The 17146-nt window shown below is 51.0% G+C and carries 18 protein-coding genes; 2 read left to right on the plus strand and 16 right to left on the minus strand.

Translation table 11 applies throughout. The features are described from left to right. Nucleotides 1–4: 4 nt before the first annotated feature. Both fdhD and DDY07_RS14125 read left to right on the plus strand, forming a co-directional pair. Nucleotides 5–844: a formate dehydrogenase accessory sulfurtransferase FdhD gene (fdhD, locus tag DDY07_RS14120; RefSeq protein WP_171696321.1), complete on the plus strand. Its 840-nt coding sequence runs from the start codon at nt 5–7 to the stop codon at nt 842–844. Nucleotides 845–871: 27 nt separating this feature from the next. Continuing rightward, nucleotides 872–1060 carry a formate dehydrogenase subunit delta gene (locus DDY07_RS14125; protein WP_367650881.1) on the plus strand — a complete coding sequence of 63 codons (189 nt, stop codon included), beginning with the start codon at nt 872–874 and terminating at the stop codon, nt 1058–1060. Nucleotides 1061–1188: 128 nt separating this feature from the next. Here DDY07_RS14125 and DDY07_RS14130 read toward each other — a convergent pair whose 3' ends face one another. The 16 genes from DDY07_RS14130 to tilS all read right to left on the minus strand — a co-directional run bounded on the left by DDY07_RS14130 (nt 1189) and on the right by tilS (nt 17114). After that, complete coding sequence (locus tag DDY07_RS14130; protein ID WP_051670413.1) at nt 1189–2517, minus strand: TolC family outer membrane protein; 1329 nt, start codon at nt 2515–2517, stop codon at nt 1189–1191. Continuing rightward, a complete protein-coding gene (locus tag DDY07_RS14135) occupies nt 2514–3161 on the minus strand; it encodes a response regulator transcription factor (protein WP_240348219.1) in 648 nt (215 codons plus the stop codon). The genes DDY07_RS14130 and DDY07_RS14135 overlap by 4 nt, the downstream gene beginning before the upstream one ends. 21 nt (nt 3162–3182) lie before the next feature. After that, complete coding sequence (locus DDY07_RS14140; RefSeq protein WP_171696323.1) at nt 3183–4541, minus strand: HlyD family type I secretion periplasmic adaptor subunit; 1359 nt, start codon at nt 4539–4541, stop codon at nt 3183–3185. 1 nt (nt 4542) lies between these two features. Continuing rightward, nucleotides 4543–6693, minus strand: coding sequence for a type I secretion system permease/ATPase (locus DDY07_RS14145; RefSeq protein WP_171696324.1), 2151 nt, complete (start codon nt 6691–6693; stop codon nt 4543–4545). 111 nt (nt 6694–6804) lie between these two features. Then, entirely contained in the window at nt 6805–7842 is a 1038-nt protein-coding gene (gene truD, locus DDY07_RS14150; RefSeq protein ID WP_171696325.1) for a tRNA pseudouridine(13) synthase TruD, read from the minus strand. Nucleotides 7843–8049: 207 nt separating this feature from the next. Continuing rightward, nucleotides 8050–8337 (minus strand): hypothetical protein, encoded by a 288-nt coding sequence (locus tag DDY07_RS14155; RefSeq protein WP_171696326.1) that lies wholly within the window; start codon nt 8335–8337, stop codon nt 8050–8052. 91 nt (nt 8338–8428) lie between these two features. After that, a complete protein-coding gene (gene ispF / locus DDY07_RS14160) occupies nt 8429–8902 on the minus strand; it encodes a 2-C-methyl-D-erythritol 2,4-cyclodiphosphate synthase (protein ID WP_171696327.1) in 474 nt (157 codons plus the stop codon). Beyond that, entirely contained in the window at nt 8899–9594 is a 696-nt protein-coding gene (gene ispD, locus DDY07_RS14165) for a 2-C-methyl-D-erythritol 4-phosphate cytidylyltransferase (protein ID WP_171696328.1), read from the minus strand. The genes ispF and ispD overlap by 4 nt, the downstream gene beginning before the upstream one ends. Nucleotides 9595–9597: 3 nt before the next feature. Next, nucleotides 9598–9867 (minus strand): septum formation initiator family protein, encoded by a 270-nt coding sequence (locus DDY07_RS14170; RefSeq protein ID WP_101051831.1) that lies wholly within the window; start codon nt 9865–9867, stop codon nt 9598–9600. Nucleotides 9868–9965: 98 nt separating this feature from the next. Continuing rightward, a complete protein-coding gene (eno, locus tag DDY07_RS14175) occupies nt 9966–11252 on the minus strand; it encodes a phosphopyruvate hydratase (RefSeq protein WP_171696329.1) in 1287 nt (428 codons plus the stop codon). A gap of 9 nt (nt 11253–11261) precedes the next feature. After that, complete coding sequence (kdsA, locus tag DDY07_RS14180; protein WP_171696330.1) at nt 11262–12095, minus strand: 3-deoxy-8-phosphooctulonate synthase; 834 nt, start codon at nt 12093–12095, stop codon at nt 11262–11264. Between the two features lie 12 nt (nt 12096–12107). Beyond that, nucleotides 12108–13745 carry a CTP synthase gene (locus DDY07_RS14185; protein ID WP_033158830.1) on the minus strand — a complete coding sequence of 546 codons (1638 nt, stop codon included), beginning with the start codon at nt 13743–13745 and terminating at the stop codon, nt 12108–12110. 128 nt (nt 13746–13873) lie between these two features. Further along, nucleotides 13874–15346, minus strand: a complete 1473-nt coding sequence (locus DDY07_RS14190; protein WP_171696331.1) for a diguanylate cyclase — start codon at nt 15344–15346, stop codon at nt 13874–13876. Nucleotides 15347–15359: 13 nt separating this feature from the next. Beyond that, nucleotides 15360–15557, minus strand: coding sequence for a hypothetical protein (locus DDY07_RS14195; protein ID WP_171696332.1), 198 nt, complete (start codon nt 15555–15557; stop codon nt 15360–15362). 2 nt (nt 15558–15559) lie between these two features. Then, complete coding sequence (locus DDY07_RS14200; protein WP_171696333.1) at nt 15560–15754, minus strand: hypothetical protein; 195 nt, start codon at nt 15752–15754, stop codon at nt 15560–15562. Between the two features lie 31 nt (nt 15755–15785). Continuing rightward, nucleotides 15786–17114: a tRNA lysidine(34) synthetase TilS gene (gene tilS / locus DDY07_RS14205; RefSeq protein WP_171696334.1), complete on the minus strand. Its 1329-nt coding sequence runs from the start codon at nt 17112–17114 to the stop codon at nt 15786–15788. Nucleotides 17115–17146 lie beyond the last annotated feature (32 nt).

A 17146-nucleotide genomic window follows, 5' to 3' on the forward strand; every position in this document is an offset into this window, starting at 1 on the left:
ATTTATGGATGCAGTCTCAAGCGAACTGGGCTGGACTAGCTATCGAACCGGCACGTTCGATAGCTGGCGCGGTTCTGTTCATACCGCGAAGGAAGATTATGTCGCCGAAGAAGTGCCGGTGGTGTTGGTCTACAACACCATCCCGCACGTGGTGATGCTGGCAACGCCCCTTAATTTGGAAGATTTTGCGCTGGGTTTCAGCCTGACTGAGGAAATCATCGGTCATCCCTCCGAATTGCAATCGATACGTGTCGTACAACGTTCCAAAGGCGTTGAAGTCAGAATGGCGATTCCGGAAGCCCGATTCGAGAAACTGCACGGCAAGGGCAAAAACATGACGGGCAGAACCGGTTGCGGTTTGTGCGGAGCCACTACGTTGGAACAAGCCATCCGCCACCCGCATCATGTCGGCCACGGTTTAGCGCTTAGCGCGAATCTATTGAGCAGCGGTTTCGCCGATATGGCGCAAAAACAATCTCTGAATTTATTGACCGGTGCGGTCCATGCGGCAGCGTGGCTGCATCCGGAACGCGGCATCGTTGCGGTACGGGAGGATGTCGGCCGCCACAATGCGCTAGATAAACTGATCGGCTCATTAGCCAAAGCCAACTGCAACTTTGAAAATGGCTGGCTGCTGGTAACCAGCCGCGCCAGTTACGAAATGGTACAAAAAGCGGCCAGCGTCGGCATTACCTTGCTGGCAGCCATATCGGCACCTACCGCATTAGCGATTCAATTGGCGGAAGAGTGCGGGCTGACTCTGGTCGGCTTCGCCCGTCACGAGAATCACATGATCTACACTCACCCTCATCGTTTACAACATTATCAAGAATCAGCCGCATAGAACATGGATAACCATAATCTCATTAAAATGGCCAATAACATTGGCGCTTTTTTTAAATCCGAACCCGACCGGGAATTGGCTGTTAAAGGCGTTGAACAACATATCAGAAACTTTTGGGAACCGCGCATGCGTACGGCCATTATCGAATATGTGCAAAAAGGCGGTACGGAATTAATGGATATTGTGTCGGAAGCCGTATTGCATATTGCCAAATAATCTCTAGTTGGCTTGGCACTCAGGTGCAAATTACTTGAAATAAACGGTCAAGCTAATCCCAGCTTTCCCCAAATAGGACCTATTTGGGGAAGTCTAGTCAGAAGTCCTTTGCTTAACGCGCGAACACCTTAATCGGCGGCGCTAAGGGGCTGAACCTCAGCGGGCAAGGTCGTACCCAAATACTTATTCAATTGGCCTTTGCTCGCTAAAATCCGAAATTGCGAAAACAACTCGTCATATTTGGCATTGATATACGAACTTTTGGCGATGTAGGCCTCGTTGAAGGTATCCAGCAAGTCCAATAACGTCCGTTGCCCGATATTGAATTGCTGCTGATAAGCGCTGATAGTCTTCTCGCTGGAATCGACGTGCTGTTTAAAAAACTCCAACTGACTTTTCACGGTTTGGTGAGCCACCCACGACAAACGCATGCTTTCAATCACCTGCCTGTGGGTATTATCACGAATATCCTTGGCCTGATTGATCAACTGTGCGGTTTGCTCGCGGCGGGCCACATCTTTACCGCCGTTAAAAATGTTATAGCGCATGCGTAACATTGCCGTCATATCCGAGTTGGTACCGCGAATCCCGTCCAGATTGTAGTTATGACTGACGCCGGTCTCAATATCAAAACGCGGAAAATAAGGCGCCATAGCCGTAGCATGTTGAGCAAATGCCGAATCGATATCGGAATTGGCCGATTTCAGAATAGGATGGTCGGCCAACGCTTCCTCTATGGCTTGATCAAGCGTCTGAGGCAATGCGGCTTCAGGGGACTGAATCGGCTGAATCCCTTCCGGCAGCATACCTATGACTCGCAAGAAACTGGTCTCGGCATCTTTCAAATTACCGATTTCGGACAACACATTCTTTTCCGCCAAGGCTACCCGGCCCATCGACTGGTCGACGTCAGCCCGTTTGCCCACGCCGCGTTCACTACGCAGTTTGATTTGATCGTTGGTACCTTGATGACGTTGCAGATTTTCCTTAGCCAGATTCAACAACTCCTGACGTCGCAACACCTTGATGTAGGCTTCAACACCATCAAGCGCGGTTATTTCCGACCGGCCAAATACGGTGTAGGCTCTTGAGTCGGTGCGAGCTTCCTGTCTCTCCACTTCATTCGGAGTAGCCAGACCATCAAACAACATTTGCCTGGCCAGAATCGCCCCTTCCTCCCTATGATAAAAAACCGAGCCGTCACCGCGGCCCCGAGTGGTAGGGTTATTCGATTCTTCCCAGCCGATGCCGGCTGTGACATCCACCGTTGGAAAATAGCCGGCCTTGGCTTGGCCGATTTCCTCTTCAACCGCGCGGCGTTCTGATTTGGCAGCTTGGACTTGGGGATTTTCATCCAATACTTTCTGAATAGACTCTTGCAAACTCAACGCCTGGCTGCTGGATACACAGGCCAAATGCATGGCTATTCCTAAACTCAAACTCCTGCTGACTCTCATAACATTCCTCTCTGATATTGGTCGATTTCTTTTAACAATAGGGCTAATCTCAATCGGTCGTCGACATTCAATTTCCTAAAAATCGACGATAAATGCGCTTTTACAGTACGCTCGGAAATATTCATCGCAAAAGCAATACGCTTATTACTTTCGCCCTGCCGTATCATGTCCGCCACTTCCACTTCGCGCGCGGATAAACTAGCCAGTTGCTTTAGCTTTAGTTCGGTATCGATAGTATTAGGTGCAAGTTGTGGACGCCTGGCACTGGTCAACACACCAATGACCTTGGGCACCAAAGCCCGACGAATCCAAATATCGCCCGCCAAAATACAAGCTACCGCACGAGTTAAAAGCTCCGACGCTTCGGATTGTTCGCAATAGCCGGCGGCACCGTTTATCAGCACCTCGATCTGCTTATGTTCCGGCCAATCGCAACCCATCACCAGAAACCGGACCTTTTTGTTAGCAAAAACCGTTAACAAGCTGGCATCGTCATCCAGTTTTTTTGCATCGAAAATCACTGCATCGGCGGTATATTCACTGCGAATACTGTGCAGCATACTAACGTTATATTCCGCGATCAGCGCATGAGTCCACTGCGCCGTCAGCTGAGGATTATTGGAATAAATCAGTATGTTAGCCACAAATGTAATTGTTGTTATGAGTTATCGTTCTCTTAAAGCCCTATCCCTGGCTTTCAATATCGGCTTCAAGAGGTAATCAAGCACTGTTTTTTTTCCGGTCAAAATATCAACTTCCGCGGTCATCCCGGCAATGATTTCCAAGCGTTCGCCGCCCTTTTCCAGGTAATTTTTAGCGGTGCGCAAACGAATCAAGTAGTAACTGTCTTCATCTTTCTTTTCGCCGGGTATGCTGTCGGCGCTGATATGTTCCAAAGAGGCCTCCAGGCCGCCGTAGATCGAAAAATCATAAGCGCTTAGTTTTACCACAGCTTTCTGCCCAGGGCGAAGAAAAGCAATGTCCGCCGGCCGAATTTTCGCTTCTATCAACAACTGATCTTCCAGCGGCACGATTTCCAGCAAATCCATGCCGGGTTGAATAACACCACCCACCGTAGCCACCTTGATGCGTTTTACCGTGCCTTTTACCGGCGACAGCACTCTGGTACGGCTAACCCTATCTTCTAAAGCAACGGCAGATTCGGATGTACGATCCAGTTCCGCCTTCACCTCGTTCAACTCTTTCAAGGCTTCGGTTTTATAACGAATCTTGATCTCCGCTAATTTGTTACGCGCTTCGTCCAATGACGAACGTAGCCGCGGCATCGCCAGATTGGCAGAATTCAGCTCACCCTTCAAATCGTTGGCAGCACGCTGCAAACGCAATAATTCAACTTGCGACATCGCCCCGTCAGCCACCAGCGGTTCAGACATCTTCACTTCATCTTGCAATAATTTGTAGCTACGCGCCAGTTGATCGCTTTTCGATTGAATTTCGATGATTTCCTGCTCTTTCTGCCGTACCTGCTCGGCGAAAATGTCACTATTCGACCTTATTTCGCTCTGCTTGGAAACCAGCAATTGCCTGGCATTCTCAGCAATTTGCGGCGCATTTTTCAAAACCTCTTCCGGAATCGCCAAAGGCGTGCCATTGACTTCGGCATTCAAGCGCGCGGTATTCGCCAGTAACTCGTAATACTTTAACTTGGCTTCCTTAAACGAGGAAGCAAAACGGACTTGATCGAGTTGCAGCAACACTTGATCCTTGTCCACCAGTTGGCCTTCTTGAACCAATATTTCCGAAACGATACCACCCTCCAGATTCTGCACCACCTGGACCTGACTGGACGGTATGGTCTTGCCGTCACCACGTGTGACTTCGTCCAAGCTGGCAAATCCGGCCCAAACCAAGGCCACCACCACAAATGCCACCGAGGACCACAGGATCAAATGGCTTTGCAAGGGTAATTCGTAAAGATTGGCGGCGTTGACGTCGCTTAAAAAGCCCTGATCTTCGGCTCGATAGCGATGCTCAGCGCGCCACCCGGCTATTTTTTTCAACATATTAAATAGCCACCTTGATCTGTCCTTGGCGCAAGGCTTCCAGAACATGATCCTTGGGACCGTCGGCGACCATATGTCCGCCGTCCATTACGATCAATCTATCCACCAAACTCAGCAACGACATGCGATGCGTAACCAGTATCAGAGTCTGTTCGCCCAATTGCGCGGCAAACCGCTGTTTAAACGCCTCCTCGCTACTGTTGTCCATCGCATTGGTCGGCTCATCCATAATAAATATGGATGGCGACAACAGCAAAGCTCTAGCCAGCGCAATACTCTGCCGCTGCCCACCGGACAAGGATGCACCGCGTTCGCCGACTTGCAAATCAAAACCCGCAGGATGTTTACTGACGAATTGATCCACACCGGCAATCGCCGCCGCTTTTAACACCGCAGCGTCATCGGCGTAGCGTGAACCCAAGACAATATTGTCCTTCACGCTACCGAACATTAAGGCAATATCTTGCGGCACATAGCCGATTTGCCGGCGTAAATCGGAAGGGTCGATTTGGCGAATATCGGTGCCGTCTATCAATATCGAACCCTCTTGCGCCTGATATAAACCCAGCATCAATTTTTCCAACGTACTCTTCCCGGAACCGATGCGGCCGATAAACCCCACACGCTCACCAGCCTTGATCTTAAACGTAATGCCGTCCAGGGCCTTGACCGGTTGCTGCGGATAGCTGAAACGGACGTGCTTGAACTCTATCTCGCCCTTGAAATCCGGCCTATGCAAATAGTCCTTGCCACTCTCGCGTTCCACCGGTAAGGCCATCATGCGGTTAAACGACCCTAAGGCGGTCACAGCTTGATGGTAACGGGTCAATAGTGCGGCGACCTGCCCGACCGGCGCCAAGGCCCGCGAGGTCAACATTGTGCAAGCCACCAAGCCGCCGGTCGTCAAATCGCCATCCGTAATCTGGTAGACACCGGCCACCACCACCAGTACCGATGCCAATTGCTGTAGGAAAGCAGTCAAATTGACGGTTAAGCCGGCATAAAACCGCGACTTTAACCCCAGCCGGGCAATTTCGCCGACATTCTGTTCCCAACGGCGCTGCAATTGCCCTTCCGCACCGGCCGTTTTGATAGTTTCCAGATTGGACAGCGCTTCCACCAACGTGGCATTTTTCTCGCCGCCGAATTTGAACATGGCGTTGATCGTGTTCTTTAACGGCGCCTGCAAGGCGATACCAATCAACATGGCCAACGGTAAAATCGCCAACGGAATCAAAGCCAAACTGCCGCCGACGCTATAAATAATCACTAAAAACAAAAACAAAAACGGCAAGTCGATCAATGTCACCAGCGTCGCCGAGGTCAAAAACTCGCGAAACGATTCGAATTCGCTCAGGTTGTTGGCAAATGCACCCACCGATGGCGGCCTGGCTTCCATGCGAATATTCATCAGTTTTTCAAAAATATTCGCCGACAAGATAATATCGGCGCGCTTACCGGCCGCATCGATAAAATAACTTCGCAGCAGCTTCATCGCCAATTCGAAGCCAAACACGATCAGCACACCTACCGTCAGGACCCACAAGGTTTCCAGCGCGTGATTCGGCACCACGCGATCATACACATTCATGAAAAATAACGGCGCCGCCAAAGCGAACAGATTGATTAATACCGAGGCCGCCAACACTTCCGCATAAATCGGCCAAGATTTATACAGGACGTCCCAAAACCAATGTTTGACCTTAGGCACCGCCGATTCGCCGGTTCTGCCGTCAAAGCGATGCTGTAATTGCACAAAAAAAGCCGAACCGCTGTAACTGGCTTGCAGCTCCGCAAAGCTAACAGTCTTTTTGCCGCTCTCGGTTTCCGGCAACACCACGGTATAGTTTTCTGCGTTCTTGGCGAGCAACACGCAGGCGTTGCCATCTTTAAGCAACAACACTGCCGGTAGCACCAAATTGGAAATTTTCTGCAAGGGCCTGCGCAACAAGCGGCTGGTCAAACCGGCGCGTTCAGCGGCTCGCGTAAACAAGGTCGGCGTTAATTTATTATCGACTAAGGGCAGCCCGGCCACCAAGGCCGTAGCGGTTTGCGGGATATGCAACAACTTGCAGACCGACAGCAAAGCCAACAATAAAGGATCGTCAAACGTGGAATCTGCTGGTCCGGTTATCTGGCCGCTATCAGGCATGGAGGATGTGAGTAGAAGTTATAGTTCTTATAACGCTGAAATGCGCTACTGTACTTAAGTATTATAAAGCGCTGCCATTACAACTTAAAAAGCAATTTTATCAAAGCAAATTCAATCACCGGCACCAGGTGCATCACCGATAATTTCCCGTAACAAGGCGGTGGCATAGCTACCGGCGGGCAAATTGAAGCTCAACTTGAGTTGATTGTCCAACCACTGCCACTCCATATCTTGCGGCAATGAGCGCAAGGCACGGCGATCCGCTTCCAGATCAAAGGCAATCAAGCCGTCCGCGATGGATGCGTTAGCGGCAATCACGGCACCTTCTATCGCTCCGGCCTCAGCCGTAGCCGTCTTACCACCACGGCCCCACATGATTCCCGTGGGATGAATATCACCCTGCTCGACCCGTAACGACAGACTATTGTCGTTGCTGTCGTCGGTAAAACAACTATTGTTGCCCGCCAGTTTGAACACATCACCATTTAGCGGGCGTTGCCAATTGGCGTGCTCGACGCGCCGGGCCAAGATCAAATTAAACAAATACGACCTAGCCGCTGATAGATATAGGGATCGTTGCTCGCGCTTGACCTTGGCGCCGGCAAACATCGCCAATGCGCGATCAATATTTTGACCGTGATGTCCGAAACGCTGCGGGCCGAAGTAATTCGGAAACCCCTGGGCTTTAATTTGTAGCAACTGCTTTTCTGCAAGTTCTTGATCGCCTGTCCAATTGCGGATCAGCAATGTAAAGCGGTTGCCGGCCAATACGCCGCGCTTAAGTTTCCGAGCATGCCGAACCGTTTGCAAAACCTGCAACCGGTCGGTTTCGATAGCTGACCAATCCGGATCGGCCTTACCCGGCAACCAAACGCTGAACCATTGCCGAGTACGGCCATGTCTATCCTTCAGACCGGCGTAGCTGACATCGTGTTGTCTGACACCGGCATGGCGAGCCAACTGCCGCGCCACATATTCGGTGTTTTCGCCGATTTTTTCGATATGCAGGAATATATGCTCGCCACTATCTTCCGGCTCAAACGATAAAATTTCTTCGACGATGAAATCGTCGGGCTCGGTTTTGATGGCGCCGGTACCAGACGGGCTGCCGTAAGCATAGGGCCATTCGGGTAAACTAAATTCTGTCATGGGACATTTGGTCAAATTGTTGCATTACCACTGCGTGGATGCGGGAGGGAGAGCAACTCAGGAGCGATTGCCGAGCGGTTTCGTGGCATTCCAAGGATGTTGCCGCGAAATTGTCAGGGAAAGCTACGCGCACCCCGACCTACCTGATTGAAATTTTTCTTTGTGCTACTCGAGCGTATCGAGTGCTCAATCCAATTGTCCGGAGAATTAGCTTGGTTGAAAAAGTATAAAAAAAACACCTAACACAACAAAGAAGATTCCAGCCTTAAACATAAGATAGTCCGAGTGATAATACTCTTCCTCCGTGGTTGGCGGACGTGAGTCATTTTGCGCGTCTAAATACCCTTTAACTCCTCTTTTTTGCCTGCCGCTTAGCCAAGGAATCATCCCGGAGCTAATAAGGATAGTGATCCCAAAAAGCACAATTCCGAAGCCGTCGCCATAATGCTCAAAGCCATAAGCAATAAATTCGCTTATTGCGTCACTTCTACTCATAGTCGACTCATTAATTTACAGAGCGTCAATACCAAATATCTGTGGGTGCGCGGTGTGTACCTTCTGACTCGATCAGACACTGGCAACGCTTTTATTTCTCAATCAACACCACCGCCTGCACCGCAATACCTTCCTTACGGCCTTCGAAGCCCAGTTTTTCGGTGGTGGTCGCTTTGACATTGATGAAATCAACATCGACAGCTAAGTCGGCGGCGATGTTGGCGCGCATGGCCGGCACGTGCGGCAACATTTTCGGGGCCTGGGCGATAATGGTCACATCGGCGTTGACTAACTTGTAGCCTTTTTCCTGAACGATTTTATAGACATGCCGCAGCAACACGCGGCTGTCGGCGCCTTTAAATTCAGGATCGGTATCGGGGAAATGCTTGCCGATGTCGCCTAAAGCCGCCGCGCCGAGAACGGCGTCAGCTAGTGCATGCAGCACCACGTCGCCGTCGGAATGGGCTTCCAGGCCTTTTTCGTAAGGAATTTTCACGCCACCCAAAATGATGTGGTCGCCATCGTTGAAACGGTGGACATCGTAGCCTTGGCCGACTCGGATCATGCTTGTTGCTCCATATAAAATTGCGCCAGCGCCAGATCTTCCGGCCGGGTGATTTTGATGTTATCGGGACGGCCTTCGACGATTTTCGGCTGGAAACCCAACAACTCCAGCGCACTAGCTTCGTCAGTAATGGCCGGATTGCCTTCGGTTCGCTGCAAGGCGTCGCGCAGCATGCCGTATTTGAACATTTGCGGCGTCAATGCTCGCCAGACATGTTTGCGATCAATCGTTGCGGTAATCGTGTCGCCGTCGACGTGCTTCAGCGTGTCGTGTGAAGACAGCGCCAGTATGCCGCCGACTGTATCGTCTTTTAGGGTATCGATTTGCAGATGAATGTCAGAAGCAGTCAGACAAGGCCGGGCGGCGTCATGCACCAACACCCAGTCATCTTCAGCGGCCTGGCCTTGCAAAGATGTCAGTGCTGATAGCACAGAATCGGCCCGTTCCTTGCCGCCCGGTGCCGTAATCACATTAGGATGCTTGGACACGTCCAATTTCGGCCAATACGGGTCTTCCAGCGAGATAGCCACTGCCACCGCTTGAAACGCGCCGGATTGCAACAAACGGCTTAAGGTATGTTCGATGACGGTTTTGCCGGCCAACGGCAGATATTGTTTGGGGCGGTCGGCTTGCATGCGTTTGCCGACGCCGGCTGCCGGGACTACGGCCCAGCACTTAGCAATTTGATTCATGCTCTACTCAAGCACTTGAAAGAAGGTTTCGTTTTCCTTGATCATGCCCAACTCGTAGCGGGCGCGTTCTTCGATGGTTTCCAAGCCACGGCGCAAATCCAGCACCTCGGCATACAAGGAATCGTTGCGTTCCTTTTTTTCCTGGGCTTCCTTGGTCAAAGTTTCCAGGCGTTCCCGATAATCGCTAATTTGCGAGACGCTGGCATCACCTAGCCACAACCGATACTGGAAGTGAACGATTAATAGGATGATGATGGCGATCAGGGTTTTAATGGCGGTATCTCAATGTAGGTTGGGTTATGCTCGATAGAGCGTAACCTAACATCGTAGAGCAATCATGTCGGGTTACGCTTCGCTAACCCAACCTACATTTATTTGGACAACATTTTAAACGCGCTGCGGCCGGCATATTTGGCTTTGTCGCCCAACTCGTCTTCGATTTTCATCAGACGGTTGTATTTGGCAACCCGGTCGGAACGGCTCAAAGAACCGGTTTTGATTTGGCCGGTGCCGGTGGCGACCACCAAGTCGGCGATAGTGGTATCTTCGGTTTCGCCGGAACGGTGAGAAACCACCGCGCTGTAGCCCGCTGCCGCCGCCATGTCGATAGCAGCCAAAGTTTCGGTCAAGGTACCGATTTGGTTGACTTTGATCAGGATGGAGTTAGCAATGCCTTTCTCGATACCTTCTTTCAGGATGGCTGGGTTGGTCACGAACAAATCGTCGCCGACCAATTGAATTTTGCCACCCAATTTTTCGGTTTCATATTTCCAGCCGTCCCAGTCGTTTTCGTCCAGACCGTCTTCGATGGAGATGATGGGGTATTTATCTACCCAAGCAGCCAGGAAGTCGACCATTTCGGTGGAGTTGAAGCTACGATTTTCCGCAGACAACACATATTTGCCGTCGTCGAAGTACTCGGAAGCCGCCGCATCCATGCCCAGGTAAATGTCTTCACCCGCTTTGTAACCGGCTTTTTCGATCGCTTCCAAGATCACTTCGATGGCTTCTTCGTTGGAAGACAAGTTGGGTGCAAAACCGCCTTCGTCACCGACAGTCGTTGCCAAACCACGGCTTTTCAATACTTTAGCCAAGTTATGGAATACTTCGGCGCCGTAACGGATCGCTTCGCGGAAAGTTGGCGCGCCGACAGGCAGAATCATGAACTCTTGCAAATCCACGCTGTTATCGGCATGCGATCCACCGTTGATGATGTTCATCATTGGTACAGGCAGAATGAATTCGCCGGATTTGTTCAGGAATTTGTAAAGCGGTACGCCAGCTTCTTGCGCCGCAGCACGGGCAGCCGCCATGGAAACACCCAGGATAGCATTTGCGCCAATACGGCTTTTGCTTGGGGTGCCGTCCAAGGCAATCATTTTTTCGTCCAATGCGGCTTGGTTGTTGGCATCCATACCCACCACAGCTTCACGGATTTCGGTGTTGACGAAGTTAACCGCTTTCAACACACCTTTGCCCAAATAACGGGCTTTATCACCGTCGCGCAACTCAATCGCTTCGCGTTCGCCGGTGGAGGCGCCGGATGGCACCATCGCAGTACCGACGATGCCGGATGCCAAATACACTTCGGCTTCAACAGTCGGGTTACCGCGTGAATCCAGAACTTCTCTTGCCTTTACGTCTACTATTCTTGCCATTATTTTGCCCTATAGTGTGGTTTCAATCAGGCTGGTGGATTTAACAGCCCGGTCTATCGTTACTAACATTTCCAATAATTCTTTCATGCGGTGCAAGGGCCAGGAGTTCGGGCCGTCGCTCAACGCTTCTTCAGGTTTGGGATGCGATTCCATGAACAGTCCGGCGATACCCACGGCGACTGCGGCGCGCGCCAATACGGGCACATGCTCGCGCTGACCGCCGGACACATTGCCTTGCCCGCCAGGTAACTGCACGGAATGGGTGGCGTCGAATACTACCGGACAGCCGGTGTCGCGCATTACGGCCAGCGAACGCATGTCCGAAACCAAATTATTATAGCCAAACGACACGCCGCGCTCGCAAACCATGATTTGCTGATTGCCGGTGGCTTTGGCTTTGGCGGCGACGTTGGCCATATCCCAAGGCGCTAAAAACTGGCCTTTTTTGATATTGACCGGCTTGCCCAAAGCCGCGACGCTTTGAATGAAATTGGTCTGGCGGCACAGGAATGCCGGGGTTTGCAATACATCCACCACCGCCGCAACTTCTTCTAGCGGCGTATCTTCATGCACATCGGTCAAAACCGGCACATGCAATTGTTGCTTAACCTTTTCCAGAATCTGCAAACCTTTTTCCAGACCCGGACCGCGAAAACTGCCCAATGACGAACGATTGGCCTTGTCGAAAGAGGATTTATAAATAAACGGGATAGCCAACTCGTCGGCTATTTCTTTCAATTTGCCGGCCGTATCCATCGTCATTTGTTCGCTTTCGATCACACAAGTACCGGCGATCAGGAAAAACGGCTTATCCAGGCCGACTTCGAAATTACATAATTGCATATCTAACCTTGTTTATGCCCCTAGAGGGTGCTTCTTGTGTTTGGCGGCCGCTTCGACGAAGCCTGAAAACAACGGATGACCGTTGCGCGGTGTCGAAGTGAATTCGGGATGGAATTGGCAGGCCAAAAACCACGGATGATCGGGCAGCTCAATAATTTCCACCAATCGGCCATCCAGCGATTTACCGGAGAAACGCATACCCGCCGCTTCCAATTGCTTCAAATATTGATTGTTAAATTCGTAACGATGGCGATGGCGCTCGGTGATGACATCCTTTTGATACAACTCGAATGCCAACGAATCGGATTTTAAGCGGCATTTCTGCGCACCCAAACGCATGGTGCCGCCGATGTCGGAGTCTTCGTCGCGTACGTTTAACTGCCCGGCTTCATCCATCCATTCGGTAATCAAACCGATGATAGGGTGCGGGCTATTCGGCAAAAACTCGGTGCTATGCGCACCTTCCAAACCGACCACATCGCGAGCAAACTCGATAACCGCGGACTGCATGCCCAAACAAATTCCCAAGTAAGGAATCTTGTTTTCGCGGGCGAAGCGTACCGTAGAAATCTTGCCTTCCACGCCACGCTCGCCAAAACCGCCCGGCACCAGAATCGCATCGACATCTTTCAGCTTTGCGGTGCCTTCGGCTTCGATGGTTTCGGAATCGATATAAGTGATTTGCACCTTGTGACGGGTGTGGATCCCAGCGTGAATCAAAGCCTCATTCAAGGATTTGTAGGCATCGGTGTGATCGACATATTTACCGACAATGGCAATATTGACTTCATCGGTGGGGTGAGTCAGGCCATCGACCACTTTCTCCCAAGCCGACAAATCAGCCGGCGGCACGTCGAGGCGTAACTGAGCCACGACGATGTCGTCCAAGCCTTGTTCGCGCAGCAATAAAGGGATGCGGTAAATGGTATCGGCATCGATTGCGGAAATAACCGCCTTTTCGTTGACATTGGTGAACAAGGCGATTTTTTTGCGTTCGCTGGCCGGTATCGGCTGCTCGGAACGGCAAATCAGAATATCCGGCTGGATGCCGATGGTGCGCAGTTCTTTGACGGAATGCTGCGTCGGTTTGGTTTTAATCTCGCCGGCCGACTTGATGTAAGGCACCAAGGTCAGGTGGATAAATACCGCCCGGTCTCTGCCCAATTCCACGCCCATTTGCCGGATAGACTCCAGAAACGGCAAGGATTCGATGTCACCAACCGTGCCGCCGACTTCGATCAAGGCCACATCGGTACCTTCGGCACTGGCATAGACGCGGCGTTTGATTTCGTCGGTAATGTGCGGAATAACTTGTACCGTCGCGCCCAGATACTCGCCCTTGCGCTCGTTGCGCAAGACTTGCTCGTAGACCTGGCCGGTAGTGAAGTTGTTTTTTTTGGCCATCGTGGTTTTTAAAAACCGCTCGTAATGGCCTAAATCCAGATCGGTTTCCGCGCCATCCTCCGTCACAAACACCTCGCCGTGTTGAAACGGACTCATGGTGCCGGGATCGACGTTGATGTAAGGATCGAGTTTGGTGAGAGTGACTTTCAGGCCGCGATCTTCCAAGATGGCTGCCAACGATGAAGCGGCTATCCCTTTTCCCAAGGATGAAACCACTCCGCCGGTGATGAATATGAATTTTGTCATGAACGTTTGGCGCCCTGTTAAGCAATAGCAAGGGGGTCGAAAAGCGGCAAATTCTAACAGTTTTATGGTGCAATTGCCTTTTTAATTGCCAAAGCAAGCTGAGCAGGTATCTCGATTATTGAAAAACATCAACGAGATTCGGCAGTAAACGCCAACTGATTTTTGCCACGTTGCTTTGCCAGATACATCGCATCGTCAGCACATTTAATCAACAATTCGGCTTCGAAATGATCGGTGGGATACATGGCAATGCCGATACTGGCACCAATTTTGACAGTCTTTCCATGAATTAAAAATGCTTGATTGATCGCTTTCAACACATTTAGCGCCACTTGCTTGGCCGCCAACACCGAGTGCAGCGACGTTAGCACGAATACGAACTCATCGCCGCCCAAACGCGCGACGGTATCGACTTCACGGCAACATTGTTCAAAACGTCTAGCCACGGCTTGCAATAACTCATCGCCGGCATCGTGCCCCATTTCATCGTTGACATCCTTGAAACCGTCCAAATCCAAAAACAGTACTGCCAAAAATGTCGAATCGCGCTTGGCGCGCAGCAAGTCTTGCCGCAAGCGCTCGATCAACAAACCACGATTCGGCAAACCGGTGAGTTGATCATGAAACGCCAAATGCATTAATTGTTTTTCCTTGCGCTCCTGCTCGCTGACATCGGTAATAGTGCACAAACTAATCTGATCGTTAAACTCGAACAGGGTTTGGGTATTGATTTTGGCGACAAAGGTGGAATTGTCGCGCCGTAGCCCCAGCATTCGAGCATTGTCCGCAACAATCAATTCTTTTAAAGGCTTGCCGATCAAGACCTGATCGCCATATCCGAACAACTGATTGGCGGCCTTATTGACGGAAAGCACACTTTCGTCTCGGCCATACAAAACGATACCGGTCTCGATGGAATCGATAATATTGCGCAAGGCCTGAACATTGCCCTGCGATTGCTTGATTTGCGCCAGCAAACGTTTGCAGACCAGAGCAAAATTCAACAGCGCCAGTAATAACAGACTAGCTTGCAAGGTACGCAAGTAGAACACTTCCTTGGTAGCGTTCTGCTGCAATGCTGTAGTAAGTTCATTCATCAAACCCAGCAATTGCGAGTTATGCATCAACAATGTATTTAATGCCGGCCGCAAAACCTCGACATCAACCCCTGCACCACCTTGTTCAACCGGCAATAAACGTTTGTGGATCAAAGTCCAAAGCTGGGACGCCGAGACCGTAATCATTTGCGTATTGGGGGCTTCGGTGGCAGCCAGATAAACCGGTTTGCCATCACCGCTACTGGTCATGCTGCCCTGCAAAAATCCGTTTAAGGTTTTATCGAACAAATCGACGGCATCGGAAAATTCGCTAAAAGCGCTGTGCTTCTCCGCGTCGGTTTGCGCAACATGTAACATCAGCAAAGATTTGGTCATGCGCTGCGACAACATGCGCTGGCGGCCGGACAAGTTAATAGCCACCGCGCTTTTTTCCAGCTTTGCGGAAATCCAAAAATTAAGCCCTAGCGCCACCGTATCAAATACGATGAATAACACCACCGGAATAAAAATCGCCGGAAGTTTGCCGAGGGTCTTTGGGGTCATGTCAGGCAGTTGCTTATAAGCCCTGATCTACGCCAGTTTGTAACTTGGGCCAAGTACTAAATGCAAACACCCAAATCATGATGATGTTAAGCACCGGCACCAACAAAACTAGGGTCCAACGCCCGTCGAATCCGGCTTTTTCCAAAATCCGATAACCCAACCACAGGCAAAACAACATGAACACCGGTAACAACACAAAAAATAGTTCCATGGCTAACGCTCCTGCTTTGCATTTGGCCACTCTTGGAAGGCCAATTGTAAAAACACCATCAATAATCCAAAGATCGGCAAAAACACTAACGCCGCCCACGCTGGGTTTAGCCCGGCTTTTTTATAGATCAGGATCGCCGGAATCGCAACCATCATGCCCACGATCATGGCCTGAAGTATCTCGGGAAACATCAACATGACACCTCCTAACGGTTTTCGTTGTCTATCATTACATGCTTTCAGGCACTCGCCAATCCAATTGGTAACAAGCATCCGTAGCGCTATGCCAAGCCCATTCCGCTACCCATAAGCCTGCTACCGCAGCCAAGCGGCCATTTAAGTAAATCAAAGGCCGAATTTCTCTTTCCCAAGGCGGAACCCCAGCCTCTTGGTAAAGCTTTTTTAGACAATGATGACCCGCTCGGCCAGGCATTTTAAGCGTTTCGCCACCCCGCCTTGGCTCCACCGTCACTATTGCACTATTCCACAAGCTTTTGGATAGCCCGGCCGATGCAGTGCTTCTGGTCAATACATAGCCATTGCCTAAGGTTATCCGCTCCTGCTCTTGGTTCCACGGCTTTGCCTGAGTTTCTTTTTGTAAACGTTGCAGGGGGATGCAATACACTTTTTGCCGATATTTTCGGATCGAATGGCCTTGAATATCAATTTGCGGCAACGCATCGGCACGCCCACCAATCAACTGCTCAACCAGCGTTTGCAACACCGCCTGGCTCGGCGGTTTCAACCCGATACGGCCCAACCATTGCCGTAAAAGGCAATTCATTTGCATCGCTGTGACGGCTGATAAATCGGCGATATTGAAACTGCCATCGGTCGGATCGAAAAACGTCGGCAAGGTCTGCGCCGCCCAAGCCTCTATCATCCGTGCCGCGTCGCCGCAATGCTCGGCCGAACGTGCAACCGTTTTATCCAGTGCTGGCCAGCGCTGTTTTAATAAGGGAAGAATGTCGTTACGCAGGTAATTGCGGTCGAAATCGCTGCTTTGATTACTGGGATCTTCCACCCATTGCAAACCTTGAGTTTGCGCATAGCGTTGTATCTCGGCCTTGGCCACATTCAATAGCGGTCGCAGCATTTGTCCCTTCCCAAACGCACTGGTAATCGGCATGCCGGCCAAGCCTGACACGCCGGCGCCTCGGAACAATTGCAATAGCATGGTTTCCATCTGATCCTCGCGGTGCTGGGCCAGCAGGATAATATCGTCGACAGCCAATAATTCCCGTAGCGCCCGATAACGGGCCTCTCGTGCCGCCGCCTCCGGGCTTTCGCCGTTGTTGGCCCGCGCATCAACCGTTAACAATTGAAAATCCACACCTAAGCGCTCTGCTTGCCGGCGACAATGCTCACCCCATCCCGCCGACTCGGCTTGCAAGCCGTGATCGACATAAACGGCAATAATTTTGCCGGTGAGCGACGGCAAGCCAACGCATAAATCCAGCAGCACCGTCGAGTCCAAGCCGCCGCTATAAGCAACGAAAACTTTCCGGCACGTAACAGGTAATAAAGCGGCGATGACCTGAGAATTGAGATCGGGCATGGTTTACTCACAAAAAAGGCCGATTTCACTCG

This window comes from Methylomonas sp. ZR1 (genome assembly GCF_013141865.1).
Lineage (GTDB): Bacteria > Pseudomonadota > Gammaproteobacteria > Methylococcales > Methylomonadaceae > Methylomonas.